The sequence below is a fragment of the Paenibacillus sp. LjRoot153 genome (assembly GCF_964253085.1).
GTDB lineage: Bacteria > Bacillota > Bacilli > Paenibacillales > NBRC-103111 > Paenibacillus_E.
The window spans coordinates 7,443,298-7,468,851 of sequence record NZ_CAXUQH020000001.1 but is presented as its reverse complement, the minus strand read 5'-3'; the positions used below and the strand labels follow the sequence as shown (position 1 = coordinate 7,468,851).

General features: G+C 47.2%; 20 protein-coding genes and 2 pseudogenes. 18 read left to right on the top strand and 4 right to left on the bottom strand.

Annotated features, from left to right (window positions below; all coding sequences use genetic code 11):
* Positions 1 to 182 precede the first annotated feature (182 nt).
* Both ACSQ8P_RS32315 and ACSQ8P_RS32310 read right to left on the bottom strand, forming a co-directional pair.
* The gene (locus ACSQ8P_RS32315; protein ID WP_436238933.1) at positions 183 to 485 is read right to left on the bottom strand and encodes a hypothetical protein; all 303 of its coding nucleotides are present in this window, start codon (positions 483 to 485) and stop codon (positions 183 to 185) included.
* Positions 486 to 817: 332 nt separating this feature from the next.
* The gene (locus ACSQ8P_RS32310; protein WP_436238932.1) at positions 818 to 2,875 is read right to left on the bottom strand and encodes a Tat pathway signal sequence domain protein; all 2,058 of its coding nucleotides are present in this window, start codon (positions 2,873 to 2,875) and stop codon (positions 818 to 820) included.
* 298 nt (positions 2,876 to 3,173) lie between these two features.
* On the opposite strand from ACSQ8P_RS32310, the gene ACSQ8P_RS32305 reads away from it, so the two are divergent.
* The 12 genes and pseudogenes from ACSQ8P_RS32305 to ACSQ8P_RS32250 all read left to right on the top strand — a co-directional run bounded on the left by ACSQ8P_RS32305 (position 3,174) and on the right by ACSQ8P_RS32250 (position 19,300).
* On the top strand, positions 3,174 to 5,573 hold the full coding sequence (locus ACSQ8P_RS32305; protein ID WP_436238931.1) for an alpha-L-rhamnosidase C-terminal domain-containing protein: 2,400 nt from the start codon (positions 3,174 to 3,176) through the stop codon (positions 5,571 to 5,573).
* Positions 5,574 to 5,630: 57 nt separating this feature from the next.
* Positions 5,631 to 6,773, top strand: a complete 1,143-nt coding sequence (locus ACSQ8P_RS32300) for a serine hydrolase domain-containing protein (RefSeq protein ID WP_436238930.1) — start codon at positions 5,631 to 5,633, stop codon at positions 6,771 to 6,773.
* 41 nt (positions 6,774 to 6,814) lie between these two features.
* Positions 6,815 to 7,138 (top strand): annotated as a pseudogene (locus tag ACSQ8P_RS32295) (SGNH/GDSL hydrolase family protein); the annotation flags it as partial.
* A gap of 36 nt (positions 7,139 to 7,174) precedes the next feature.
* Positions 7,175 to 7,303 (top strand): annotated as a pseudogene (locus ACSQ8P_RS32290) (family 43 glycosylhydrolase); the annotation flags it as partial.
* A gap of 311 nt (positions 7,304 to 7,614) precedes the next feature.
* Positions 7,615 to 8,691: a family 43 glycosylhydrolase gene (locus tag ACSQ8P_RS32285; protein ID WP_436238929.1), complete on the top strand. Its 1,077-nt coding sequence runs from the start codon at positions 7,615 to 7,617 to the stop codon at positions 8,689 to 8,691.
* Positions 8,688 to 11,096 (top strand): glycoside hydrolase family 3 N-terminal domain-containing protein, encoded by a 2,409-nt coding sequence (locus ACSQ8P_RS32280; RefSeq protein WP_436238928.1) that lies wholly within the window; start codon positions 8,688 to 8,690, stop codon positions 11,094 to 11,096. Before ACSQ8P_RS32285 ends, ACSQ8P_RS32280 begins: the two co-directional genes overlap by 4 nt.
* A 29-nt stretch (positions 11,097 to 11,125) precedes the next feature.
* Positions 11,126 to 12,634, top strand: coding sequence for an apiosidase-like domain-containing protein (locus ACSQ8P_RS32275; RefSeq protein WP_436238927.1), 1,509 nt, complete (start codon positions 11,126 to 11,128; stop codon positions 12,632 to 12,634).
* A gap of 100 nt (positions 12,635 to 12,734) precedes the next feature.
* A complete protein-coding gene (locus ACSQ8P_RS32270) occupies positions 12,735 to 14,036 on the top strand; it encodes an ABC transporter substrate-binding protein (protein WP_436238926.1) in 1,302 nt (433 codons plus the stop codon).
* Between the two features lie 85 nt (positions 14,037 to 14,121).
* On the top strand, positions 14,122 to 15,063 hold the full coding sequence (locus tag ACSQ8P_RS32265; protein WP_436238925.1) for a carbohydrate ABC transporter permease: 942 nt from the start codon (positions 14,122 to 14,124) through the stop codon (positions 15,061 to 15,063).
* Positions 15,053 to 15,889 (top strand): carbohydrate ABC transporter permease, encoded by an 837-nt coding sequence (locus tag ACSQ8P_RS32260; RefSeq protein ID WP_436238924.1) that lies wholly within the window; start codon positions 15,053 to 15,055, stop codon positions 15,887 to 15,889. The genes ACSQ8P_RS32265 and ACSQ8P_RS32260 overlap by 11 nt, the downstream gene beginning before the upstream one ends.
* 58 nt (positions 15,890 to 15,947) lie before the next feature.
* On the top strand, positions 15,948 to 17,681 hold the full coding sequence (locus ACSQ8P_RS32255) for a cache domain-containing sensor histidine kinase (RefSeq protein ID WP_436238923.1): 1,734 nt from the start codon (positions 15,948 to 15,950) through the stop codon (positions 17,679 to 17,681).
* A gap of 20 nt (positions 17,682 to 17,701) precedes the next feature.
* The gene (locus ACSQ8P_RS32250; protein WP_436238922.1) at positions 17,702 to 19,300 is read left to right on the top strand and encodes a response regulator; all 1,599 of its coding nucleotides are present in this window, start codon (positions 17,702 to 17,704) and stop codon (positions 19,298 to 19,300) included.
* Positions 19,301 to 19,302: 2 nt separating this feature from the next.
* Here ACSQ8P_RS32250 and ACSQ8P_RS32245 read toward each other — a convergent pair whose 3' ends face one another.
* Entirely contained in the window at positions 19,303 to 19,536 is a 234-nt protein-coding gene (locus tag ACSQ8P_RS32245; protein ID WP_436238921.1) for a hypothetical protein, read from the bottom strand.
* Here ACSQ8P_RS32245 and ACSQ8P_RS32240 point away from each other — a divergent pair.
* Complete coding sequence (locus ACSQ8P_RS32240) at positions 19,535 to 20,140, top strand: hypothetical protein (protein ID WP_436238920.1); 606 nt, start codon at positions 19,535 to 19,537, stop codon at positions 20,138 to 20,140. The two genes, ACSQ8P_RS32245 and ACSQ8P_RS32240, sit on opposite strands and share 2 nt — an antisense overlap.
* A gap of 160 nt (positions 20,141 to 20,300) precedes the next feature.
* Here ACSQ8P_RS32240 and ACSQ8P_RS32235 read toward each other — a convergent pair whose 3' ends face one another.
* Positions 20,301 to 20,930 (bottom strand): GntR family transcriptional regulator, encoded by a 630-nt coding sequence (locus ACSQ8P_RS32235; RefSeq protein WP_436238919.1) that lies wholly within the window; start codon positions 20,928 to 20,930, stop codon positions 20,301 to 20,303.
* A 73-nt stretch (positions 20,931 to 21,003) separates the two neighbouring features.
* On the opposite strand from ACSQ8P_RS32235, the gene ACSQ8P_RS32230 reads away from it, so the two are divergent.
* The 5 genes from ACSQ8P_RS32230 to ACSQ8P_RS32210 all read left to right on the top strand — a co-directional run bounded on the left by ACSQ8P_RS32230 (position 21,004) and on the right by ACSQ8P_RS32210 (position 25,547).
* Entirely contained in the window at positions 21,004 to 21,639 is a 636-nt protein-coding gene (locus ACSQ8P_RS32230; protein ID WP_436238918.1) for a GntR family transcriptional regulator, read from the top strand.
* Positions 21,640 to 21,718: 79 nt separating this feature from the next.
* Positions 21,719 to 22,867: a mandelate racemase/muconate lactonizing enzyme family protein gene (locus ACSQ8P_RS32225; RefSeq protein WP_436238917.1), complete on the top strand. Its 1,149-nt coding sequence runs from the start codon at positions 21,719 to 21,721 to the stop codon at positions 22,865 to 22,867.
* 17 nt (positions 22,868 to 22,884) lie between these two features.
* Positions 22,885 to 23,880, top strand: coding sequence for a zinc-dependent alcohol dehydrogenase (locus tag ACSQ8P_RS32220; RefSeq protein ID WP_436238916.1), 996 nt, complete (start codon positions 22,885 to 22,887; stop codon positions 23,878 to 23,880).
* Positions 23,881 to 23,894: 14 nt separating this feature from the next.
* Entirely contained in the window at positions 23,895 to 24,752 is an 858-nt protein-coding gene (locus tag ACSQ8P_RS32215; RefSeq protein ID WP_436238915.1) for a fumarylacetoacetate hydrolase family protein, read from the top strand.
* A gap of 27 nt (positions 24,753 to 24,779) precedes the next feature.
* A complete protein-coding gene (locus ACSQ8P_RS32210; protein ID WP_436238914.1) occupies positions 24,780 to 25,547 on the top strand; it encodes an SDR family NAD(P)-dependent oxidoreductase in 768 nt (255 codons plus the stop codon).
* The last annotated feature ends 7 nt before the right edge of the window (positions 25,548 to 25,554 follow it).

Below are 25,554 nucleotides of genomic sequence, written 5' to 3'. Positions count from 1 at the left end.
GAACTAAGTAATCAAAATATCAAGTTTATTAAGTAGGGAAATCCCCACGGGTTATTCCGCTAAATGGGAATGTTCAACAAACTACAAAGTGAGGCTGCCGCGAAATTGACCGGCAACCTCAATAAGCTATTGGGAGTTTAATGCAACAATATCCTTAAGCTGTAGCCTTTGATTCAGGTTTTTTAACGCCCCGATTCACGTCCATTTGCGACCTTTTCAACCCAATTAGGATTCATAATTAACGCACGCCCAATTGCGACTAGCGGCAAACCTAATTCCATAGCTTTAAGAGCATTATCCGGTGTTATTATGGAACCAGCAGCCATCACAGGTACCTTACCGTTTGCTCTTCCAAGAATTAATTCAAGACGCATTTGTTCATCTTGATTATCTACTGGCTTTGAAGACACATTATCTAATGAAGCATGAATATAATCTAAATCCTGTTCAACAAGGAAATCAAATAATTCATACGTGTCTTTCATACGTAATCCGTCCACTTTGTGGATTCTTCCGCAATCAATGGTTTATTTCTGGTAGGGCTACTGAGGATGAAAGCCTGTTATTGGCATCATTAATAAAACAGATAGGGACAAAAAAAGAACTTCGGGAATTTTTTCGCAAATGTGCTTGGCAAATGTTATATGGCATCTTATGAAAGGTTGAATGAGGTGGGTACAACGCAGCTTGTATACATCGATGAGAAGGAGGTTTTGGGGCATTTTTCTGAAGAAAATGGTTAAAGAATAGCCCATATAAAAAGGAAGCCGGTGGAGATCCACCGGCTTCCTGCTTTTCTATAAAAAACTTGTTTCACCTAGTGGACAACGACACGAACGCGACCCAGGTTTTGGATCTTCGCGAAAGGCGTGTTTGCGTCACCCTCGCGTTGGGAGGTTGCTCGCAACGCGGGGAAGTAGACACCGGGCTTGGTATATTGGTATGTCATACTCACTTCCACCGTCTGTTTGGGAGTTCCAAAGGTCGTTGTAGTGAAATTGCCATTGCCAAGAAAGTCCCACGCGGTGTTTACGACCTTGCCGGCCCCCGTTGGGACCTGAATTTTCGCTTTGAAGGTGACGGTCTGGCCGGAGGAGATGTCGATTCGGTCAGTTCCTTTAACGGTCAGATCGACGACGGGCTGGATCCCGCGTCGTACTGCAGCGTTTGCCGGTATACTGACCTGATTTCCGACCATTTCGTACCGGGTCGAATGCGCAGGAGCCACGCCCTGCTCTGCCCAGGTGCTTACGTCACGAAGCGCTTGTTCGAGAATGCCTAAATAGTCCACAAGAAAGGCATTGTGGGGAGCGACATGATCCGCGTAGTCGTTATACCAAATCCGGAAGTTGTCGTCGTAGCTAGGACCGAGGTTTGCCTTCACTCTTTGGCTGTACCAGTCTCCATCCCAAGGGTACGCGTCGACGTCGAGCAGATTGGTGACCACGATAACTTTGCCGTTGACCGAGCCGGTGTATGTGCCGCCGCCGGTTACGCTTTGGGCGATGAGTTGACCGATCTCCATGGGACGCTGAGGGTAGAGTGGCGTTCCGTCAGGTGCTCTGAACTGGTCCCATGCGGAGAAGCCTGGCTGCGACGGTACCTGGTGACGATGGTACGTTAGAAGCGCGAGGGGCCACTGGTTATCAATCTGCAGCTTGGCGTTGTTATTGATGGCGTTCAGTACGTTCTCCTGGTTCCCACTTGCGATCGTGAAGACCTTCGTAGCCGCATTAAGTGAACCGGATAGTGTTCCGATCTTCGTCGTGCCATCGGCTGCATAGAGTGTAAAGTCGAGAACGGGAAACTTCGGTGACGCGGGTGCGTTATCGATCATTAGGCTCGTTGGTACATTTTCTCCGTTCCGGGTGACCTGGGAAATGCCAACCATTTGATCGATCTTGGCCGCGCGGAACATATCGCCAAGAGACGATTGCTCAGTGCCGAGATACCCTGGCTTGCTCCAGAAGTCATTGGCATACGTGGGATCGAGGGCCCGAACCGTGCCTGCGAAGCCCAAAAGGCCCTGCGGATCATTAAGACCAAGCAGATACGAGTTATCCATCCACCCACGTAGCGGTACGCCCAACTGCGTCACCTCTTGCAGCACCGCCTGCTCGTCCTCGTTGAGACCAACGTAAGGGTCGCCGCTGCCACCCGGACTTACTGCGTCCGCGATTTGCGGTGCCTTGTCAGCGAGCACGAAACGCGCGAAGGCCCGGACGAAGAAGTTGTTCGGGATGGAGGTCGGCGTGCCCGGGATAAATGGCACGGCTCCGTCCCATACGCCGGAGGTGTTTTCAATGGCGCTGATGGTCATGTAAGAGCCGCCACTGCCACCCCAGATGTAGCCATAGACCCTGCTGGACGAACCGTAATACCTCGCCGCAACCGTCTTGGAGAACTTAGCTGCGGCCGCGTCGACTCGGTAGCCACTGCCCCCGTTCGTCTGAACCGTGTAGGCACCGCTGTCCGCGCCGAAGCTGATGGCATTGTCTTCAGCGTTTTCACTGATAAGCGGGTACACGTAATGATAGAAGCGGCCCTTCCACTGGCTCTTAGGAGGGAAGTAGAAGTTGAACTTCTTATTGGTGCCCTCGAAGTGGCCCGACACTTTATGAATCGGCACCGAAGTGGTTAGATCGATTTCGCTATCGATGACCGGATGGCTGTAAAGTGAATCTACACAGTCAGCCGTAACCCACATGGGTCCACCAGTAACTTTCGGTTCGCATTGCACTGGTAACGATTCGGCCGCCAAGGTGCCTATGCCCGGCAATAACAACGTACTGAGCATGGTCATAACTGTTGCCAGTTTCCAGACCCGATTCACATGCGGATCGGCAGCTGCTAGGACGCGCGATTTCTTTGACATTCTCATATTATTCCTCCTTCGAATTTGAATACGCTTTCAATTATAGGTGCCGCGAAACTCACAATTATATTTAAAAAACTACAAAAACTTTAGTTTTTCAACGATGATGAGATGAAGATGCCTTTCCACTGTGCCTTTATGAAGGAATCGGCGGATAGTCTACATCTTTAAATAGTCAAGTGGATAACGAATCAAAGAAAAACTAAAGAATTTGTAGATTTTTAGAGTGTATATCTAAGCGTAGTATTTGTATATTTTGTCTCTGAGACTATCCAAAAATAGGGGGAGTATACGCTCAATGACACAACAGGAACCGTGCAAGCTTCATGGAGCTTATTGGATTAAACCGGCAAGTGATGCTTACGCTCTGAAGGGGCTAAACCCGGATGTGAGAGAAAATCGTCTTTTTTACTACCGGCTTGCCGTCCGGCTTGACGAGCCAGATTCATTGCAACTTTCGATTAGTGCGAATACCCGATATCGACTGTGGATTAACGGAGAGCCGATTAGCTCTGGACCTCTCAAGGGAGATCGTTGGAGACATTATTACGATACGATGGACGTAAGTTCCAACTTGCGAACGGGAATTAACGTTATTGCCGTTCAGGTATGGTCGCTTAATACTTATCTGGTCAATGATCCGACAAGATCGGATCAGCCGCTTTACTCCATGACATCATTGCCGATCGGTCCGAGGCTTGCCGTAAGCGGTACATGCTTAAACGCGCATGGTGAGCCATTGGCAGATATCGCAACCGGCTTGGCCGATTGGCGAGTCATGGTGGACGACGCGGTCACTTTCCACTCCGACGAAGCCTATACGATCTTTATGGGAGCGATTGCAGAACGAGTGAATGCGGATAATATTCCGGAGAGATGGAAGCATTCCGATGCGCAGGGCTTATGGCTAGAAGCGGAAAAGGGCGATCCTTGTCTAGGAAGAGATGATAGTTATCCCTACCAAATTGTTCCTCAGTTGCCGCTTATTCAGCGGCCGATTCCCTTGCTGTACGAAGTTAAGCGGGATTTTCGCCGTGAAATGCTTATTCGCAAAGACGATCTGCAGGCATTTAGCTTCTCAGACGCTGGATGTGAGGACGCATGGGTGGAGATCCCGCCTTATAGCCGCGTTGTTGTCGAATTGGATGCGGGGGAATTAACCACCGGCTACCTCTCTTACCCCATGGAGAAAGGCAAAGGGTCGCATATCGTGTTTCGCTACGCCGAACGGTATTTTGAACGAGGCAACGAGAAAGCCAACTCCGTTAGAGACGACGCCGAGAACGGCGTCATTATGGGTATGGAAGATAATTATTATCCTTCAGGAAGATCGGAGTTGTACGAGCCCTTCTGGCTGAGGACATTCCGATTTGTACGGATCGAAGTGCAGACAGAAGACCAGACGCTGCGGATCCGGAGCCCTTGGTACAGGGAGAGCGCCTATCCGCTTGGGCCAAAGACTTCCATCACTTCGCCGGCTCCTTGGGTGGAGCAGTTATGGAACATCAGTCTCAGGACTTTGCAGCTTTGCATGCACGAGACGTATGAGGACTGTCCCTATTATGAGCAGATGCAGTTTATCATGGATACCAGACTCCAAGCTTTGTTTACCTATAGTGTCGGAGGAGATACGGGCTTGGTTCGAAAAGCGCTGGAAGACTTTCACAACGCGCTGCTTCCCGAAGGGATTACACAGAACCGGTTCCCGAGCGCGATGGTTCAGATTATCCCTTCGTTCTCTTTGCATTATATTTATATGCTTCACGATTATTATTGGCATACGGGTGATGTCGATTTGATCAAGCGATACCGTCCCACGGTCGATGCCATCCTGGACTGGTTTGATCGAAAGATAGGCGGCTCCGGTCTGGTTGAACGGATCGGTTATTGGGAATACATCGATTGGGTGGCGGAATGGGAAGCGGGAATGCCGACCGCCGGCAAGGAAGGGCCTTCAACAATCCATAACCTGATGTATGCAAGCGCATTGCAAACGGCTGCGAAACTGAACGCAGCGACGGGGCGCAGCCATGTTGGAGAGGAGTACGAAGCTCGCGCAGGCATGATCCTAACTCGAATCGAACAGCAATGCTGGTCCGAGGAGCAGGGCATGTACCGTGAAGGACCGGCATTCGAGCAGTACAGCCAGCATGGGCAACTGTGGGCGGTCCTTTCCGGACTCTGCGACGGGGAAAAGGCTAGGCAGGTGCTTAGTCGCGCGCTTGACGATCCTAGCGTATTGAAATGTTCCTTCTCCATGGCATTCTACTTGTTCCGCGCCTTGGAGAAGGCGGGTCTCTATGAACGGACGGCCGACTTGCTGGATCAATGGATCGGTCTCCTCTCGCTCCATTTAACCACTCTCCCAGAGACGCCAACGGAACCGCGAAGCGATTGCCACGCATGGAGTGCACTGCCACTGTACGAGTTCACGCACTGCATGTTGGGTCTTAAAAGCGCGCAACCGGGATGGCGCGAGCTGGAAATCGAACCTCACACGCTTGATTTACCGGAGATGAGCGGCGAAGTGGCGACACCGGCTGGCGTCGTATCAATTGCGTGGCGCCGAACGGAGACAACCTTCACCCTTTCCGGTAAGGTGCCTGACGGCATCCCGTTCCGCGTACGTTGGGGCGAGAGGATCGACAACTATTATGAGGCGGGAGGCGACTTTATCGAATCAATTGACTTGGCGTAAATGAGTTTCCAATCGGATTGACCGGCATGGCCATTATTTAAGAATTGAGGGATAAAAATGGGGGATTATAGGCATGTTGAGGCACTGCTTCAATCTTTTGTAGACAAAGGTTTGACAAACTGTTCGTGTTCGGTTATTCATCGTGGGGAAACGGTCTATGAAGGCTATTTCGGTTATGCGAATCCTACGGAGAACCGACCGGTTGGTCCCGAAACGATATTCCGGATTTATTCAATGACCAAGGTTATCACGTGCACGGTCGCATTGATGCTTTATGAGCGGGGACTTTTTTTGCTGACCGACCCTCTCTATGATTATCTTCCCGAATTCCGGAATCCGCTGGTCTACCGACATGAAATGGATGGCTCCCTGTATACGTCACCGGCAGCAACACCGATTCGCATCATGGATTTGTTCAAGATGACCTCCGGGTTGACGATGCATGGGGACAGTAATGAAACCGAGCGGCAGGTATCTAAATTTACTCTCAAGGATATCTCCAATGTGCGGATGATGGCCAAGAAGCTCGCGGAAATCCCACTTGCATTCGACCCGGGGACTCGATGGCATTATGGATTCAGTCACGATGTGCTTGGTGCGTTGATCGAGGTACTGTCGGGTAAGTCGTTCGGACAGTTTCTGAAGGATGAAATCTTCGAGCCGCTTGGGATGAACGATACGTTCTTCCGGATTCCGGACAACAAGAAGAGCCGATTGTCCACGCTAGATGCAGAAACGGAGGATGAGTATGAGCTTGCAAGGGGCGATTACATCTACCAGCCGAATGCGACGCTGGAATGCGGCGGGCACGGTCTTCTCTCGACACTTCGCGATTACGCCCGTTTCACACAGATGCTGGTTCGCGGCGGAGAGCTTGATGGGACGCGTATTCTGGGGCGCAAGACACTTGGTTTAATGACGACGAACCATTTGGATTCCACGCAGTTAGCTGACATGGAGGCGGGGGGGACCTGGCCCGGATACGGTTATGGTCTTGGCGTCCGTGTAATTAATGACCGAGCGAAGGGTGGAATCAACTCCTCTTCGGGCGAGTTCGGCTGGGCAGGGGCTGCCGGGACATGGATGGCGGCAGATCCCGATGAGGAGCTTTCCATCGTCTACATGCAGGGCTTGCTGCCGAAAAAGTACAATGAGATTCGCGGACACAAGCTGAGAGCGGCGATTTACGGCGCGATCTGAAACACTCTCAGGAACGTTCAAGAAAACTAAATTAATTGTAGATTGAGGAGTATGAAGCCACGTTGCGGGAGCTGGTGCTAGCGACCAAATCGCAGGTAAGGGGCATCGTGTTGATGACTCCGTTCTACATCGAGCCGAATACGGCGGACGCCATGAGGAAGAGAATGGATGAATACGGTACGATCGTGAAGCGCGTGGCGGAAGAGACAGGTTCCTTGTTTGTGGACACACAAGCGGCCTTCGAGCCGGTGCTGCGCGAGATTTATCCGGCTACTATAGCTTGGGACCGCGTCCATCCTTCTGCGATCGGGCACATGGTACTCGCTAAGGCATTTCTTGGCACCGTCGGCTACGAATACAAATGATATGACGGCCAGATTTACTTATGAAGGAGGCTCGTTATGTCGGGTACAAAAAAAAATTACAACAACCCCGTGATTCCGGGCTTTCATCCGGACCCAAGTATCTGCAAAGCGGGATCCGACTTTTATTTGGTTACCAGCTCATTTCAATATTTTCCTGGGGTACCGGAGGAACTTCCGCTCTGTCATGCTCCAGGTAAAGCAAGAGCGTTCATGACTAATATTGATAGTAGAACCTCAATTAATTTTGGGGTTCTTTTTTATTTTTTCAAGCCGCGAGGAAATTGCAGACCGCTGATGTTGGGATCCGTTACCCTTCAGTTCTAATTGGTTTACATATGTCCTGTGCGCCGTAATCAAAGAAAAACTATATTTTTTGTAGATTTCCTGACTACATGCTGAAATTTTGAATTTGTATAATTGGACTGCAGTTTCTAAATACATTACCGAAAATAAATAGAATCGGAGGACATTGTGGTATGAAAAATAATTCAATTAGACCTGGACAGACTTGGTTAGATACGGAGGGGAAACGTATTCAGGCACACGGAGGGTCCATCATTACCGTTGGGGACACCTTTTATTGGTATGGAGAAAATAAAGAAAAAACAAAACCTGGAAGCGGCATCTGGCATTGGGGAGTAAGATGCTATACATCAAAGGACTTGTACAATTGGGAAGATAAAGGGATTATTATTCCCCCAAATGAGCTTGATGAATCTTCACCACTACATCCTGCCCAGTATGTGGACAGACCACATATTATCTTCAATCAAAAAACGGGTAAGTATGTATGCTGGCTGAAAGTGATGCAAAAAGATGGGACGCAAAAGTCAACCGTTTTGACTGCCGACCATATTCTGGGGCCTTATACGATGGTGCAAAGTGATCTGCGCCCATTAAATATGAGTGCGGGAGATTTCGACTTGGTCGTATCTCCCGACGGCAAAGCCTATTATTATTTCGAAAGAGTCCACAGCGAGTTCATATGTGCTGACTTGAACGAGGATTATACGGATGTAACCGGATATTACTCGACGCATTTTCCAAATATCCAACCGCCATTTGTTCGGGAAGCGCCAGCATATTTTTTTAGAAAAGGGTTGCATTATTTGTTCACATCCGGCACTACGGGCTATCATCCGAATCCATCGGAAGTCGCTTGTGCGAAAGCCGTCCATGGTCCATGGACAGTCTTGGGGAATCCCCACCCGAAGGATACCTCCTGTACATCATACAATTCTCAGATTACATCCGTATTTAAGCATCCGTTTAAGAAGGACTTGTATATTGCATTAGCTGACAGATGGATGCCGAATCTTCTGGATTTGGCGGGTGAAGATCATGCAAACGGAAAAGGATATCAGAAAACTGCGGACATCTATAAGGCTATTTTTGAGCAGGATACGGATTATGTCATGCAAGAAATCCATTATTCCTGTGATTTAGATATTGATACTTCAGTTTCAGATTATGTATGGCTTCCTATACGTTTCGATGGAGAAATGGCGTACCTGGATTGGAAAGAGGAATGGAAAGTGGAGGAATTCGAATGACAACTTATCAATATCTATATCAGAACCCTGAACTATCTTCGGAGGAAAGGGCGAAGGATCTCCTCGAACGTATGAGTATAAAGGAAAAAATGGGGCAGATCGTCTGTTACTTCCCCAGACAGTTATCGGAATATGAGGAATTAGAAAATAACTATTCACATGGAGTGGGTCAGGTCAGTGCCCTTGAGATGAGGGCGTTAGACACACTTGAGGATGCCGCAAGGTTCCAACGTGAAATACAGGAAATAGTCATGGCGCTAAGTGAGCATCACATTCCAGCGATCTTTCATATGGAGGGTCTTTGTGGTGCGTATGTGCAAGGGGCAGCCAGCTTTCCTTCTGGGATTGGAAAAGGATCTTCGTGGGATCCTGATTTAGAGAAAGAAATCGGGAAAATTGTTGGCAGGCAGGAGCGGGCGATTGGTATCTCTCAAGTCTTTGCACCAGTATTAGATATTTCAAGGGACTCTCGTTTTGGCAGACAAGGCGAGACCTATGGTGAAGACCCTACATTAGCATCTGCCATGGGGGTTGCCTATACCAAAGGAGTCCAATCAGAAAAAACAGGTAATCTGCAATCAGAATGTGTTGCTAAGCATTTTTTGGGCTTTCATGGTTCTGATGGCGGAATCCATGGAGCCCACTGTGATATTCCGCCCAGATCATTGCAAGAAATTTATGGGAAGCCATTTCAGGCTGCTATTTCGGAAGCTGGTTTAAGGGGGATAATGCCTTGTTATGCTTCCATTAATGGAGAACCGATTTCCGCATCTAAAGAAATATTGACAGGATTATTGCGAGACGAGATGGGCTTTGATGGAATCACTCTATCAGATTATTGTGCTGTTATGAATATTCATCAAGTTCAGAAGGTGTCTGAAAGTTATACGGAAGCAGGACTTCGTGCATTAAGTGCTGGTATGGATATGGAGCTTCACTTTAAGAAGTGCTTTAATGACGAGTTAGCGGAATGGTTTGCTACTGGAAAAGCAGATATTGATATTTTGAACTCGGCTGTAAGGCGAATCTTGGCTACTAAATTTAGAATGGGGCTTTTTGAGAATCCATATGCTTTATCTGGTGAAGAGTTGACAAAGGCTTTTCATGGCTCAGAGGATGTAGACGTCACGCTGCAGTCTGCTAGAGAATCGCTAGTGCTCTTGAAAAATGATGGTACTCTGCCTATTCAAAAGAGTGTGAAAAAAATTGCTGTAATAGGATGCCATGCTTCAGACGCTCGAATTTTCTTTGGAGGCTATACCCATTTTAGTATGGCTGAAGGACTGTTAGCTGCTATTTCTACTATGGCTGGTTTGGAAACAAAGGCAGACGAAAAGAAATCTGTAATGAAGACAATCCCTGGAACCCCTATACAGGTGGATGATGATCCAGCTTTTGAGGCACTATTACAGAAACAAAAGCCAGGAATCAAGAATTTGCTGGAGCAATTAAAGGAATGTCTCCCTCAAACTGAAATTGAATATTCCTATGGATATCCAGTTGCAGGAAATGATATGTCTGGCCATGAAGAAGCTCTAGCAATAGCCGGGGAGGCCGATCTGGTTATTCTTACCTTAGGTGGCAAGCATGGAACCAGCTCCATTGCATCCATGGGAGAAGGCATAGATGGTACAGATATCAATCTGCCCATCTGTCAGGAAATCTTTTTAGAAAAATTATCTGAATTGCACAAAGGGGTAGTAGCAGTACATTTTAATGGTCGTCCCATCTCCAGTGATGCAGCAGACAAGTATGCGAATGCGATTCTAGAGGCGTGGAATCCGGCTGAAAAAGGTGCAGAGGCTATTACAGATGTATTACTTGGTAACTATAATCCAAGCGGGAAACTTCCACTATCTGTAGTACGTTCCGCTGGGCAGACTCCAGTTTATTACAATCATCCGAATGGCTCCAGTTACCATCAGGGTGAAAGTATAGGTTTTTCCAATTACGTGGATATGCCCCATACACCAAGATATTATTTCGGACATGGACTTTCTTATTCGAGTTTTGGATATTCCAATCTGAGATTAAGCAGTACGCAAATTGAGCCAAACGGCGTTATCACGATTCAGTTTGATATTGAAAATACGGGTGAAATGCAGGGGACAGAAGTAGTTCAGCTTTATGTCAAGGATCGTTTTGCTAAGATGACTAGACCTGTTATGGAATTAGCGGGATTCAAACGTGTTGAGTTAAAGCCTGGAGAAATGCAAACAGTCAATCTCCACGTTGAACCTAGCCAGATGGCGTACCTAGATAAGGACATGAAGTGGTTCATTGAAGCCGGAGATATCGACGTTAAAATCGGCAGCTCCTCTCATGATATCAGACTGGAGGGCAGCTTTAGAATTACATCGGATTTATATTTGGACGGTAAAAATAGAAAGTTTTACTCCAAATGAAAGATTGGGCAGATAGGGAGATGGTTAAGATGAAATATTCACAGACCGTTGAACGATGGTGTGTTTTCGAGGTTGAATTGCAATCATCAAAGTGTTTCGCAAAGCCATATCAAGAGGTAACCCTGCAAGCTTACTTTCAGAAGGATCAAAAGAGAAACAAGTTTATTGGGTTCTATGATGGTGGATCGACTTGGAAAATCAGATTTATGCCGGAGGAGGAAGGGACGTACACGTTCCGAATTTCATCCAACCATGTGGAATTCGATGGTTTGACTGGCGCTTTCGAATGTACGGAGGCTCAGGAAGGCAATCGCGGCCCGGTTAGGGTGAACGGGAAGCATTTCAACTATGCCGATGGAACGCCTTTCTTTGTCATGGGAACGACGGCGTACGCTTGGACCTACAGGCCCGAGGAGATCCGGCGGCAAACGTTGGAATCCTTCTCCAAATACGGTTTTAACAAGATCAGAATGCTCGTATTTCCTAAGTATTACAAAGGCGGGGAAAACGACGTCAACATTGCTTACGACCCGCCTGTCTTCCCGTTCGCAGGAGCACCGAATGAATTTGATTTCCAAACGCTGCTTCCGGAGTACTTTCAGAATTACGAAGAGCGCGTCAAGGATCTGCTACGCCTTGGCATTGAGGCGGATGTCATCTTATTCCACCCTTATGATTGTTGGGGCATTGATCGCGGCATGCAGCAGGAAGACGACCTGCTCTATGTCAAATATGTGATTGCGAGACTTTCCGCGTACCGGAACGTATGGTGGTCGCTTGCAAACGAATATGACATTACCGAAACTGAGGACGGCAAGTTTTGCGTGGGGATAGATCGCAAGGATTGGGACTTATTGGGATCGTTTATCAAAGCGAACGACCCGCACCATCATCCGATCTCGAACCATAATATCCCGCTCGGTTGGATTTATCCGGATCGGGACTGGCTCACCCATGTATCCTATCAACACCCTGATACTTATACCTTATTGCTTGAACTAAAAAACTCCTACAATAAGCCCATTATTAATGACGAGTACCAATATGAAGGAAACATTAAGGATGAGTGGGGCAATAACGATGCGAAGACGACCGTCCTGCGCCATTGGCTCTCGGCAATGGCCGGCGGGTATGCAACCCATGGCGAAGTGATGAAAGCGGATGGCAACGACAAGGATTTGTTTTGGTCGTATGGGGGGGCATTAGTTGGAGAAAGCGGCTCGCGCTTGAAATTTATGAAGCAAATCCTGGAGTCTTGTCCCTATCAGGACATGGAACGGGATTCCCGGAATACGGACGGCCATCATTATTTCGGCTTGCATCTAGGTATCGACGATTATTTGTTTTTCTGCCGCTACGATTTGCCGGGTAAGAATTTCTGGCATGGTCCCTTTGACGGAACCGAACCCGAGTATGAAGCCGAATTCTACGACGTATGGAATTGCGAATTGGTTGAGAGAAAGCTGATCAAGAGAGGGGATAGGATCCCGATACGGGAATGGACGGCGATTCGTTTAAAGAAATCAAAGAAAAACTAATGTTATTGTAGATTTTCTAAATACATGCTTGACTCCAATACTCGTATAATCAGGCTTAGAAAGCGCGCGCAATCAAAATATGTATCACGGAGGGTCAAAAATGGCATTTATTAAGAAATCTAGCATGGTTCTGCTCTCTACAATGTGTTTAGCACTAGTGGTAAGCGCATGCGGAAGTAACTCCGGTTCCAACAAGACGAACAGTCCGGCATCAACAACCGGTAATTCATCCAGCGCTGCGCCCTCGGGCAAAAAGATTAACTTAACCTTGATGTTTGCTTGGCCGGGAGATACGAATGCGGAAGAAGAAGAAAAGATGGTCAAGGAACATTTCAAGGATAAGTATGATATCACCTTCAAGCAGGTCGATGCGAATGTTGAGAAGACGATTAAAACAACAATCGCCGCAGGCGAACCGGTCGATCTCGCCTTTTATTGGCCAAACGGGATGGAAACCTTCGTCAATGCCAATATGGCACTGGATCTTACGCCATATATGCAGGGTGACCCTAAATGGAGGGACTCCTTCATTGACGGTACATTGAATTTGGGGACTTATAACGGTAAAGTCTATGCTGTTCCGAATACCCCCGTATACGGGTTGATGATTGCAAACAAGGATCTGCTGGACAAAGCCGGCGTTACCTTGCCGGATCAACCTACTTGGGATGAATTCACGAAAGCACTGGCCACCATTAAGGCAAAGCTTAGCATTACACCTTTCGGGAACGCATGGCCAAGCTGGACGAACCGGTTTTTGCTACAGACGATATGGCCGAATGAGCAAAAGCTGCAGGAGTGGAATGATGGTAAAATCCCGTTCACCGATCCGACTGTTGTGAAAGCTTTCGATCAAACAAAGGATCTCTATGACAAGGAGTACATGTACCCGGGCAAAGGTGCGCTTACGGTAACCCAGGATCAAGTTCTAGCTGGGTTTAAGGATCAGAAGGTCGCCATTATGGCCACTGTCAATTTCATCGCCGATGGAGCGATTAAGAATGCGGGAATAAAAAATCCACAGATCTTGTCCTGGCCTACTAATGGTACGGGCTTGAAATTGTCCCCAGCAGCAAACGGATATATGATTCCGGCGAATGTGAAGCATCCGGAAGCTTCCGTTGAGATCATGAAGTATTTGACGAGTCCGGAGGTTCTTCAATACCGGATAGACCATGGTGCGCCCGTCACAGTTAAAGGCGTAAAGCCCGCAGATTCGAATTCCAAGGTTGAACTGTATGCCAGGGATGCCGGGAATCCATTCCACAAAGAAATCGGAGCTCTGGATCCGAAACTGAATGACTATAACGACACTAAGATGCCGGCCAACTACATCTTTAAAGGGATGGCCGCTTTGGAAGAAATGGATAAATTGAGGCAGGATGCAATCAAGCAAAAATAGCAGTCCATGACGTGATGAATACGACAATGGGTGTAAGCCAACCGTCTTATGCCCATTGTCGTTCCCAGAAGAAGGAGGGGATACGGTGATTAGCCAAGTGAAAAGTCAAACTTTGCAAACAGCGATTCGAAAGAAGAAAGGTCGGTCCCTGCATGTTAATACGCAAATGCTAGGGATTGCGTTATTGATCCCGGCGGCAATCTTTATCGCCTTTACGGTAATTATTCCGGTCGGTTGGAATTTTGTTTTGTCTTTTGCCAAGTGGAGTCCTTTAACCAGTATGCAGATGGTCGGTTTGGATAACTATATCGAAATATTCAAGGACCAGGTCACCCTCAACGGGTTTAAGTATTCCATTATTATTGCGATAGTTTCCTCTTTGATCGCTTTGATTTTAGGGTTGCTGCTTGCCTTGCTTGTTTATCGGACCGGAAACAAGGAGGGGGCGGTCCTCAGGCTGATTTTCTTTGCTCCAAGCATGATGCCTTTTATCGTCATCGGGTTGATGTTTGCCTTTATTTTGGATCCTTCTACCGGACTTATTAATCGTATCCTTGAGTTAATCGGATTGGAAAGCTTGCAGCATGCATGGCTGTCTGAACCGGGACTGGTGCTGTTGGTATTGGCTGCGGTCAGTGGCTGGAAGGGCTCCGGCGCCGTGATGATGCTTTTCTATACGGCTATCGTTACGATTCCGGCTTCCATGTTCGAGGCTGCCCGGCTTGAGGGGGCAGGCTACTTCCGCCAAATCCGCATCATTATCCTGCCTCTTATCATGCCGACGATCCGGTTGGTATCGATGTTGGTGCTCATCGGCTCGTTCAAAACCTACGATATCGTTATTACGATGACGAAGGGCGGACCCGGCGATTACTCGAAAACAGTACCGATGCAGATGCTGGATGTCGGTTTTCGATACAATGAGTTTGGATACGCAGCCGCGATCGGCGTTTTGTTTACTATCCTTGTAGGTTTCATCATATTCATTTCGATGAAGATGATAAGGGGGGACGTTTATGAGTATTAAAAGATGGGATTCGGCCCTGCTTATACGAATTATTCTCTTTATGCTTGCTGCCTTAACCCTATATCCGGTTCTTTTTACGGTCTTTACCTCTCTGAAGACATCTGACGAGTTTTACAGCAATTTATGGTCGATTCCGAGTCAATTCCATTATGAGAACTACGTGGAGGCGTTTCAAACAGCACGACTTGGTGATTATATGGGGAATAGCATCATGATCGCTGTTCTTTCTTTGTTTACCTGCAGCGTGCTCGCTACCTTCGCTGCGTATTCGCTTGCCAGGCTGCGGGTTCCCTTCGCCGGAGCGATTGTAGGCGTCTTGTTTCTTCTGCAAATTTTACCCGGTGAGTCCATGATTATTCCGTTGTATATGATGATGACGAAATTGGCGATATTTAAGGTCATCTATCTTCCTATCGTAATCGCCTATTTGGGCTGGATGCTGCCCGGAACCATTGTCATCCTGTGGAATTTTTTTCGCTCGATTCCCGACGAACTGCTGGAAGCAGCAAGAATCGACGGCAGCAGCGAGATGAATACGATGTTCAGGATCGTTTTTCCGCTGGCAGGTGGCGCCGTCGCTACCTGCACGGTGTTCAATTTTGGTTTTGTATGGGGAGAATTGATGTGGGCCCAAATTGCTACGTTGACGACGGAAAGAGGCGTTCCAATTTCTGTTGGCCTCATTAATTTTCAAGGACAATACACGACGAACTGGACCTTGATGAGCGCTGGCATGTGTATGGTGCTTCTTCCGCTGATTTTACTCTTTATTATCTTACAAAAATATTTCGTTCAAGGCTTAACTTCTGGTGGTGTAAAAGGGTAAGATAAAGACGAATAGGGCGGCTTCGATTGCACGATGCCGTTTTATTCTCCTTATATGAATGAACTCCTGGGGTGTGGTCATCATCGTACTAAAGTTCAAGGACTTGCCTTTAATTTTCAAATTTTATTTAAGCATAGTGGTGTTAGTCCTGCTTCCCTTAATCGGTATGGGGTTTTATTTAAACAGTCAATTTGCGGCTTTAACGCTAAATCAATCAAGTGAAATTGCTCTCCAAACGTTGAAGCAGACCAAGCAAAATTTTGAAACTTTGTTCGCGGATACGAAGGACATTTCAACCCGAATCTTATCTAATGAGCTCGTACAACAGTTTGGCGCAGGCAACTACAACAAAGAGTTAGAGTATGACAAAATCTATTTCAATATGAACACTTGGTTGGATGATGTCATTGGCTCCAAAAAACAATATCGTTCTATAAGCCTGTACGCAGACAATGCGGTGATCCTTCAAAAAGGAAATCCGGTATCGGATTTGGATCCATCCGCGACGGAGCGTGCAGTGCAGGAGCAAGGGAGAGGCTTTTGGCGGACAGGGTCCGGGACGATCTCCTATGTTCGCGGAATTATGGATTTTAGAAAAATGGGAAGAATGATTGCTGTAGAAAGATTGGAAATTAACGAAGAAATTCTTAATCAATATTACAAAAACATCAATTCTTATGCAGGTTCTCAAATTTTTCTTTTGGATGCTAACGGCGTAGTCTTATCTTCAACGGATAGGAACATGATTGGGGATAAGATCGACGACGATTATGTTCAAAAAAACCTTCTCATGAAAAACGGATATTTTACCGCTGATATCGAAAATTCGAGATTTATTTTTCTCTTTTATACGATGGAAGAAACGAATTGGACGCTTGTGCAGGTCATCCCAGAAAAGTCCTTTACCTTGTTGAAATCAACGGTAAATATGGTGCTGCTGATTGTCATAGCGTTATGCCTCATTTTCGGCATTTTGTTCTCCTTCATTCTGCACCATTATTTGATTAGGCCGCTTCTGCAGTTGCGCAAAGAAATGACGAAGCTCAAAACCGGCAATTTTAACATTGCTCTACGTATAGACTCCAAAGATGAAATCGGCGAAATCAGCAGTGGATTTTTGCGTATGACAGAGCAGTTGAAAGAAACGATCAATGACGTTTATTTGTCCAAAATCAAGCAAAGAGAAGCCGAAATCAAGGCATTGGAATCGCAAATTAACCCTCATTTTCTATACAATACGTTAGATTCGATTCATTGGCTGGCGATCAAGCAGAAAAACTACGATGTCAGCGAGCAAATTGAAGCCCTTGCTGAAATATTCAGGCACGTTCTGAATAAGGGGGAGCCTTTAGTAACCATTGGCCAAGAGGTCGATTTTTTGATCAATTATATGTTTATTCAGAAACGGAAGTATGGGGAACGCATGAAGCTTCATATTGATGCCCCCCCTGACTTAATGAAATATAAAATGCCTAAATTAGCTCTGCAGCCCTTGGTTGAAAACGCGATCTTGCACGGTTTGGAGCAGGTGGTCCAGGGAGGCATGATCGAAGTCAACGTTTCCAAAGTGGAAGAGGGGATCCGGTTCATTGTGACCGATAACGGTATGGGGACGGATGAATCCAAAATTCATCATATGATGAGCAATGTCGATGAAGCGAAACACGTATTCGCCTTGAAAAATATCGATGACAGAATCAAAACAAGCTATGGACAATCATTTGGGCTCTATTTTACCAGCAAGGTTGGTGTCGGCACAAAAGTCGAGGTGCTCATTCCACTTATAGTTTAACGGAAATGCGGGTGAACGGAATGAAGCTGTTGATTGCAGACGATGATGAGCAAATCCGATCGGGTATAGAGCAAGGGATCGATTGGTCATCTTTGGACATGAAGATGGTTATTACAGCTTCCAATGGCCTTGAGGCGCTTGAGCGATTTACCGAACTGCTTCCGGAGATCGTGATTACGGATGTAAGAATGCCCGGGATGGACGGACTTGAGCTCCTGAAGAAAATCAAAGAGATCAAACCGCAAACAAGGGTTATCATCTTAAGCGGATATAACGATTTCGAGTATCTGAAGAAAGCTATACAATTGGATGCTGTCGATTATGAAATGAAGCCGATTCGTGCCCGGAGTTTAATCGCTTTGATCCAGAAAGTAAAAGAAGATATTATTCGGGAACGGGTCACGGAGCAAGAGTTTCAGAAATATCTCGAGTCCTATAAAACTTCTTTCGGAGAAGAACTCATATCGGGTAGTATCACGGACCGGTTGATCATTCTGGAAGGCTTGCAGCAATATTACGGTTTCGATGGAACGAAATCGCTCGTATGCGTATCTGCGCAAATCGATGGAGATTGGAAAAAGAATTCGGATACAGCGAAGATCGCCGCTGACACCATTTGCCGTCTTTTTGCGGCCAGCGATTTAGCGTCCCGGGGGATCTGTCTGAGGTCGAAGGAAGCGAAATTGGTTTTCTTGGTGACGATAGAAACGAAGTCTTACTTATACTATCGTCAATTTGCAAGTGAACTTACAAATCGATTGCGGTCTTGGAATCGCGAGACGAGGTCCGTATGTCAACTGTCGTTCTCGTCCGGTATCAGCAGCCCAGGCAGCGTTGCGGAATTCGTAAAGCTGTATCAGGAAGCTAATCAGGCATTGTCTATGAGGTTATACGAGGGCAGTGGCTCGATCCAAGTCTATAATAATACCGCTGAATTAAGCGATAAAACGATTGTCGGTTTGCTGGAAAACGCAGAATTTATCTTGCAATTGTCCCAAGGGGACTTTGCTTCCGCTACGGGCATGGTAAATAACGAATTTGAGTGTATGAAGAAAGAGCGTGAATATAGCAGAAAAAGCGTGGCAGCCTATACGCGGAATTTACTTCACTTTTTTACGGTCACGAATAGAATCGTTCCTGCTGATCGGATCGAACAGATTCAAAGCAAAATTGCATTCATTGAAGGAAATGCGGATTACCTATCGATCGAAGAATTCAGGGAAATCGTTGTCTCTGTTTTCGAGGAGACTCTCACGCGCTTAACCAAGGATCTCAGTCCGGTGATGCTGCGTACGGACGAATTCATCCGCAAAAACTTTACGCGCGAGCTTACGGTAGAGATGCTCTCCGAGCAGGTGGGCAAGACGCCAAACTATTTCAGTCATTTGTTCAAACGCGAATTTGGAGTCTCTTTTAAGGAATATGTGACCCGATTGAGGATATCCAAGGCGAAAGAACTCATTCTCCATACGAATGATCTCATCTATGAAATTAGCGGAAAGGTCGGTTTTTCCGATTACACTTACTTTACCCAGGTCTTTAAAAAAATGGAAGGGTACCCGCCTGCTGCGTTGAGAAAGAATAATTTAGTGAATGCAGACGAGTTAGGGGAGAACTAACGTTAAATCAAGGGGATTGTTTTACTGTTCCAGTAAACAATCCTCTTTTCTCTACGGAAGTTATGCGCAAGTTTAAGTTCTAGGACCAGAAAGAAATCGAGGAGTCTTCGTTTGATTTTTCTTTTTCGGAAGGCGGCGGTGGGTGTCATCCTAAGCGCGTTGTTGATGCCGGGCTGGAGCACTTCGGCGGCTTCTTCACCGCCAAAGTGCGCACCGAGGGAATTTGGAGGAGCCATGTGGGTCACCGCTGATGTGTCGACCCACAGGTACAATCGCCCTCTCATTGACAGCGAGATCGATCTGACTACCAAGTTCTCCAAGACGGTCGCAGCGAAATACTATGGCTCTTCCAGCCAGATATACGGCTACATCTACGGCGGCAGCGGCAATCCCTATGACGGTCTCAATGAAACGGGAGCGGGCGGTACTGAGCGAGGTGACGAAGTTAGGCGTACCTCTGAGGCCTGGGAGGACTACCCGTATGTACTCGGTTTGAACGCCACCGATGCTCTCCTCGGCTTCGCAAGCACGGTTCGGGGCGTCGATCCTACGTATGTCGACGACTTCTGGAGCAAGCTGGGGTACCATTGTAATGATGTTAATGAGCAAGGGTTTACCTTATATATTCATAACCATAGTCATGAGTTTAAGAGGGTAGGCAATGAAACATTATTTGACTGTCTAATTGAGAATACCGATCCGACATATATCAACTTTGAGTTGGATCTTGTCTGGGTAGTAAGAGCTGGACTGGATCCGTTGGTTTACCTTGAAAAATTGGGACGTAGGTGCGATCGAGTTCATCAAAAAGACATCCAAAAAACACCGCTTACCCGATAAACCTGTTTGATGCTATGAAATTGGAAGGAGTCGAAGAGTTAGACAATATCCAAAGCTACCGAAAATATATTCCACAGGAGGATCATGCCGATTTGGGGACCGGTATATTCGACCTCTCGGGGACTTATGCAATGGCATTTTGGTCCACTAGGTAGAGCCTTTAGACCCATGTTCGTTTTAAGATTTGAAGGTACTGAAATAAAGCGTCGCGAAATGGCTCCAGGCCGCTTGGGATTAAAGCGATAAGTTGAATTACCGTGTGGGAGGTCTCCAAATAATTGGGGGCCTTCCATCTTTTATTATTGTTCGACCAAAATAATCTGGTGGTCGTATGAACAAACATTTTGGACATTTCTTCATTGTGACAAATTTGAATCAAACCGTGCAGAAACTCAAATTCAAACGGAACCAAAGCGTCGGGATCAAGCGTATCCGCTTCTAGTAAAGCGTTCAAGAACTGAAGCTTGTTAGTTGAATATTCGGCGATTTCCTGTTGCTTTAAATCCCAAACGGCATTTACGGAAAACAAAATAAAGGAAATCATGATTTCCAAAAGGTCGCTTACCCTTTGAGCGGATGAATCCAAAACAATGACGCCATGCTTAGGCACGATCCGAACAAAACCCTCTTGTTCAAGCTGTTGAAGAGCGGCTCTAACCGGCGTTCGGCTCATATCCATCAAGCTGCTTAGCTCCACTTCGGAAGTCGCCTGGCCTTTTGGCAATTTTCCAGTGATTATCCATTGATGTATGGTCTCGTATGCTTGCTGTCTTAGGGATGATGTACTCAATTTGCGGTTCCTTCCCGAGCTGAAATGTTATAATTATCTTAAATCAATTGTTCATGGAAAGGAAGCAAGGAGTATGTCCAGCACAGGAACTACATTAAGAGAAATTGCCTTTGAAACGATTAAGCAAAAAATTGTTAACGGAGAATGGCAGGGCGGAACGTTTCTTTCCGAGCGGGCGCTCAGCGAGCTCCTTGGTATGAGTAAAACGCCGATTCGTTCGGCCATGGACAGACTGGAAATGGTTGGACTCGTGAAGCTTAGACCTAACCAAGGTGTTATCGTACAAGAAATGTCTCTGAAGAAAATCATGGAAATCTATGAGCTGCGGCTTTCGCTCGAAACCTTTGCGGCCAGACAGCTAACCGGCAAGATGGATGCGTACTTTTTTCGTCGGTTGGACGATAATTTAGCTCTTCAAGAGCAATGTGTGCAGAAAGAGGATATTGTCGGATTTGTACAATTGGATCGCAATTTTCACGCCATGATGATCTCGGGATTGGACAATGAGGAGTACACGGAAGTGATGTCCAGACTGCAGGACAAATTTTTGATGGCGGTACGGGCAACGTTTTACAAAAATCAAAGCCGCTTGTGGGGAAGCTTGAACGAACACAAGCTAATTCGGCAAGCTTTAGAAGGGAATGATCCGGCGGCTACGGAAAAGCTGCTGTACAACCATATCCAATATGTCAAAAAGATTATGCTTTGATGTATACAAGTGAGACATCTTGTAGATATAAAGAGGCGATGGTACTTTTAACTCATATGATGAGGGAGGTAAAAATGGCATGAAGATCACGGACGTACACACTTATATTGTGGGGAACTCATGGAAAAACTGGCTTTTTGTGCGAGTCGACACGGATGAAGGAATTTCCGGTATTGGCGAAGGAACTTTGAACGCTTTTGCCAAGACCGTTGAAGCTGCAATCCATGAACTCAAGCATCTGGTTATTGGTATGAGTCCATTTGATGTTGAGGCGATTTCCTTAAAGATGATTCGGGACGTTTATTCGGATGGCGGCCAAATTCAAGGCTCCGCCCTTGCGGCCATTGAAACTGCATGCTGGGACATTATGGGTAAGGCAACCGGTCAGCCAGTGTACAAGCTTCTTGGAGGCCAATGCCACGATAAACTACGCTGTTACGCAAACGGCTGGTACCGTGGTGGTACGGATGAGGAAAGCTTATTTAATCAGGCGAAGGAAGTTGTGGCGAAAGGTTACACGGCACTGAAGTTCGATCCATTTGGTTCTGCTTGGCGTACCGTTGAGCGAGCCGATTTCTCCAGTGCCATTCGCAAAATCGCCGTTGTTCGCGAGGCGGTCGGCCAGGAGGTAGATATTCTGATCGAGGGGCATAACCGCTTCAGCGTTCATACAGCTATTCAGTTCGCAGATGCGATGGCGCCCTATCGTCCGACCTGGTTTGAAGCCCCGGTTCCTCCTTATCGGCAATCCTCGGTGATCGAGGTGGCGAAGCGCAGCCCGGTGCCGATTGCCTGCGGTGAGGATTACTATAACCGAGAACAGTTTGCAGAGCTTCTCAAGCACGATGCCGTTCATATTATTCAGCTGGAGCCGCAATTCCTGGGACTTAGTGCATCCAAGCAGATTTGCGGCATGGTGCACGCACATAACGGTGTTACCGCTCCGCATAGCGCTCAAGGTCCTATTTGTTCCATTGTGTGTGCTCATTTGAATATGGCGACTCCGAATTTCTTCTTGCATGAAATTTTTGATGAATTTAATGCTTCCTGGGCACAGGAAATTTTGTCTACTTCGTTCAAAGTAGAGAACGGATACCTTCAACCGCCGGAACGGCCGGGTCTCGGCTTCGAGCTGAACTTGGACGAAATCGCTAAGCATCCGTATGATCCCGGCCACTGGCTGCCCTTGTTCAGACAAGGCTGGGAGAAACGGGAGCGCGTTGAATAGAAGGAGATGACATCGACATGAAAGCATTGGTATATGAAGGACCCCGGATGATGAACATTCGGGAGGTGCCGATCCCCGAGATTAAGGAAGATGAGGTTTTAATCCGCGTACAGCGGGCAGGAATTTGCGGTTCCGAGCTTAGCGGTTACTTAGGTCACAACTCCCTTCGTAAACCTCCGCTGATCATGGGACATGAGTTTTCAGGTGTAGTTGAACAGTTGGGAACCCAAGTGGATGGATTGCAAGTTGGAGATCGCGTTACGGCCAATCCGTTGGTGACTTGCGGACACTGCCGTTATTGCCAGAGCGGTCAATCCCAATTGTGCGGCGAACGAAATTTGCTTGGAGCTCACAGACCGGGAGCATTTGCCGAGTATGTAGCAGTGCCAGCGAGAAATGTATATCGATTGGAGGATCACGTGTCATTGGAGGAAGGGGCTTTTGCCGAACCTTTTGCCTGTGCGATTCATGTATGCCGGTTGCTGACGTTAACTCCGACTGACCGATTGCTCATTTATGGTGCCGGTCCGATCGGCCTGTTCGCCTTGCAGGCTGCTCAAGTATATGGCCTTCGGGATATTGTGGTCATGGACCTTAACGAAGCAAGACTAGAAATCGTTAAAGAGCTGGGCGGGATTGCAGCTACCAGCCTGGAACAGCTTGAACCGTCGCTCCGTGGAGGCTTCGATGCAGTGATCGATGCGGTTGGGGCTGAGGCAACTCGCAGAAACAGCGTACAGGCAGCGCGGCCTGGTGGCAGAGTGGTGTTCACAGGTTTGCATGAAGCGGAAAGCAAGTTGCCGGTAAACGACATGATTCGCAGTGAAACGGTTACCATGGGGGCATTCGCTTATTCGCAAAATGATTTTGAAACGGCATCGCTGTGGATCGGACAAGGGAGAGTTAATATGCTGCCATGGGTTGAAACCGCCCCCCTAACCGAAGGCAGCATGTGTTTTGAGAAGCTGATTTCCGGCCCGGGTAAGGTCGCGAAAATAATTTTGAGTTTATAAGTTGGAGGGTTATTATGAAATTGCTACAGTTTTACCATTTGAAAGATGATCATCAACAGCTTAAGGTCGGTATTTTAGACAATCATGATACGATAAAAGCGCTGACCATAAGTGGAACCGCTCGGGAGTTCATAACGCAATTCGCAGGGACTAATCAAGCGGAAATCGAAGCTCTAACGGAAGGCGCCCCTGTTTACAACTTAAATGAGGTAAAGCTGCTATCGCCTTTGACGGATCCCGAGAAAATCATCTGCATCGGGTTGAATTACCACGATCATGTGATTGAATCCAATATGCAAGTTCCGAAGGTGCCGGTGCTGTTTCCAAAATTTAATAACTGTTTAAACAGTCACAATGACAAGGTGGTCATTCCGCAAGAGGTATCGCAGTGCGATTATGAAGTGGAACTGGCTGTCGTTATCGGCAAAACGGCCAAGAAAGTTTCGAAGGATTCCGCCATGGACTACGTATTCGGATATACGGTATTAAATGATGTCAGCGCACGAGATATTCAGCTGAATGAACCTCAATGGACGCGAGGGAAAGCGATTGACGGTTTCGCTCCTATGGGACCTTGGATCGTAACCAAGGATGAAATCCCGAATCCCGGAAATTTGCCTATCTCTTTAACCTTAAACGGCGAAATCATGCAGAACTCGAATACAAAGGAATTGATTTTCGATATTCCCCATTTGATTTCGTTCCTTTCGAATACCATCACACTTCAACCAGGAGACATCATCAGCACAGGGACGCCGCCTGGAGTCGGAATGGGGAAAAAACCACAGGTATGGCTTCAGCCGGGGGACATTGTGGAAGCGACAGTGGAAGGAATCGGTACACTTCGAAGTACTTTTGTATCGGAGCAATAAAGTTAACAACGTGGAGGTGTGTTCCGAATGAATTGGAAGGGGAAGGTTATTATTGTGACGGGCGGCGGCGGTGGCATAGGCCGCGCCGTTGCACATAAGTTCGCTGCCCAAGGAGGACAGGTCGCTGTCGTCAACCGAACAGTCGGAAAAGCAGAGGCTGTTGCGCAGGAAATTTCAGAAGCTGGGGGCCGGGCTATTGCGATTCAGGCAGACGTTGCACTGGAAGCCGACGTAAAAAGGGTCGTTCAAACAACGCTGGACACGTTTGGGAAGATCGATGTTTTGGTGAATAATGCCGCAATGTGCCCGCAAATTCGCCTTACGGATATGAGCCTGGAACAGTGGAATCAAGTGATCATGAATAACCTTACCTCGGTTTTTCTGTTTTGTCGGGAGGTTATTCCGTCCATGCTGGAGAATGGCGGCGGCTCCATAGTGAATGTAAGCTCGGTCCATGCACTGGCCACGCTGGAGGGGTATTCGGCATACTCGGCTTCCAAAGGGGGCATCTCGGCATTGACGAGGGCCATTGCTCTCGATTATGCCCGTCAGAACATACGGGTGAATACCGTGCTTCCCGGAGCCGTTCATACTCCGATGCTTGAAAGTAGCGTGAAAAACCTGGATACCCCTCGCGAGGAGATCATGAAGCAATGGAACGATTCGCAACCGATCGGCCGCGTAGGACAGCCCGAGGAGATAGCAACTGTGATTCTGTTTGCTGCCAGCTCGGAAAACTCTTTCATGACGGGGGCTACGCTGGTCGCTGATGGCGGGATGACTGCGGAGCTGTAAATATATT

Coding starts and splice junctions, on each gene's coding strand:
- ACSQ8P_RS32220 (WP_436238916.1), top strand. CDS start 22,885: ATGAAAGCATTGGTATATGAAGGACCCCGGATGATGAACATTCGGGAG.
- ACSQ8P_RS32225 (WP_436238917.1), top strand. CDS start 21,719: ATGAAGATCACGGACGTACACACTTATATTGTGGGGAACTCATGGAAA.
- ACSQ8P_RS32210 (WP_436238914.1), top strand. CDS start 24,780: ATGAATTGGAAGGGGAAGGTTATTATTGTGACGGGCGGCGGCGGTGGC.
- ACSQ8P_RS32305 (WP_436238931.1), top strand. CDS start 3,174: ATGACACAACAGGAACCGTGCAAGCTTCATGGAGCTTATTGGATTAAA.
- ACSQ8P_RS32255 (WP_436238923.1), top strand. CDS start 15,948: ATGAACTCCTGGGGTGTGGTCATCATCGTACTAAAGTTCAAGGACTTG.
- ACSQ8P_RS32315 (WP_436238933.1), bottom strand. CDS start 485: ATGAAAGACACGTATGAATTATTTGATTTCCTTGTTGAACAGGATTTA.
- ACSQ8P_RS32230 (WP_436238918.1), top strand. CDS start 21,004: ATGTCCAGCACAGGAACTACATTAAGAGAAATTGCCTTTGAAACGATT.
- ACSQ8P_RS32270 (WP_436238926.1), top strand. CDS start 12,735: ATGGCATTTATTAAGAAATCTAGCATGGTTCTGCTCTCTACAATGTGT.
- ACSQ8P_RS32280 (WP_436238928.1), top strand. CDS start 8,688: ATGACAACTTATCAATATCTATATCAGAACCCTGAACTATCTTCGGAG.
- ACSQ8P_RS32285 (WP_436238929.1), top strand. CDS start 7,615: ATGAAAAATAATTCAATTAGACCTGGACAGACTTGGTTAGATACGGAG.
- ACSQ8P_RS32260 (WP_436238924.1), top strand. CDS start 15,053: ATGAGTATTAAAAGATGGGATTCGGCCCTGCTTATACGAATTATTCTC.
- ACSQ8P_RS32250 (WP_436238922.1), top strand. CDS start 17,702: ATGAAGCTGTTGATTGCAGACGATGATGAGCAAATCCGATCGGGTATA.
- ACSQ8P_RS32310 (WP_436238932.1), bottom strand. CDS start 2,875: ATGTCAAAGAAATCGCGCGTCCTAGCAGCTGCCGATCCGCATGTGAAT.
- ACSQ8P_RS32275 (WP_436238927.1), top strand. CDS start 11,126: ATGAAATATTCACAGACCGTTGAACGATGGTGTGTTTTCGAGGTTGAA.
- ACSQ8P_RS32300 (WP_436238930.1), top strand. CDS start 5,631: ATGGGGGATTATAGGCATGTTGAGGCACTGCTTCAATCTTTTGTAGAC.
- ACSQ8P_RS32215 (WP_436238915.1), top strand. CDS start 23,895: ATGAAATTGCTACAGTTTTACCATTTGAAAGATGATCATCAACAGCTT.
- ACSQ8P_RS32240 (WP_436238920.1), top strand. CDS start 19,535: ATGTGGGTCACCGCTGATGTGTCGACCCACAGGTACAATCGCCCTCTC.
- ACSQ8P_RS32245 (WP_436238921.1), bottom strand. CDS start 19,536: ATGGCTCCTCCAAATTCCCTCGGTGCGCACTTTGGCGGTGAAGAAGCC.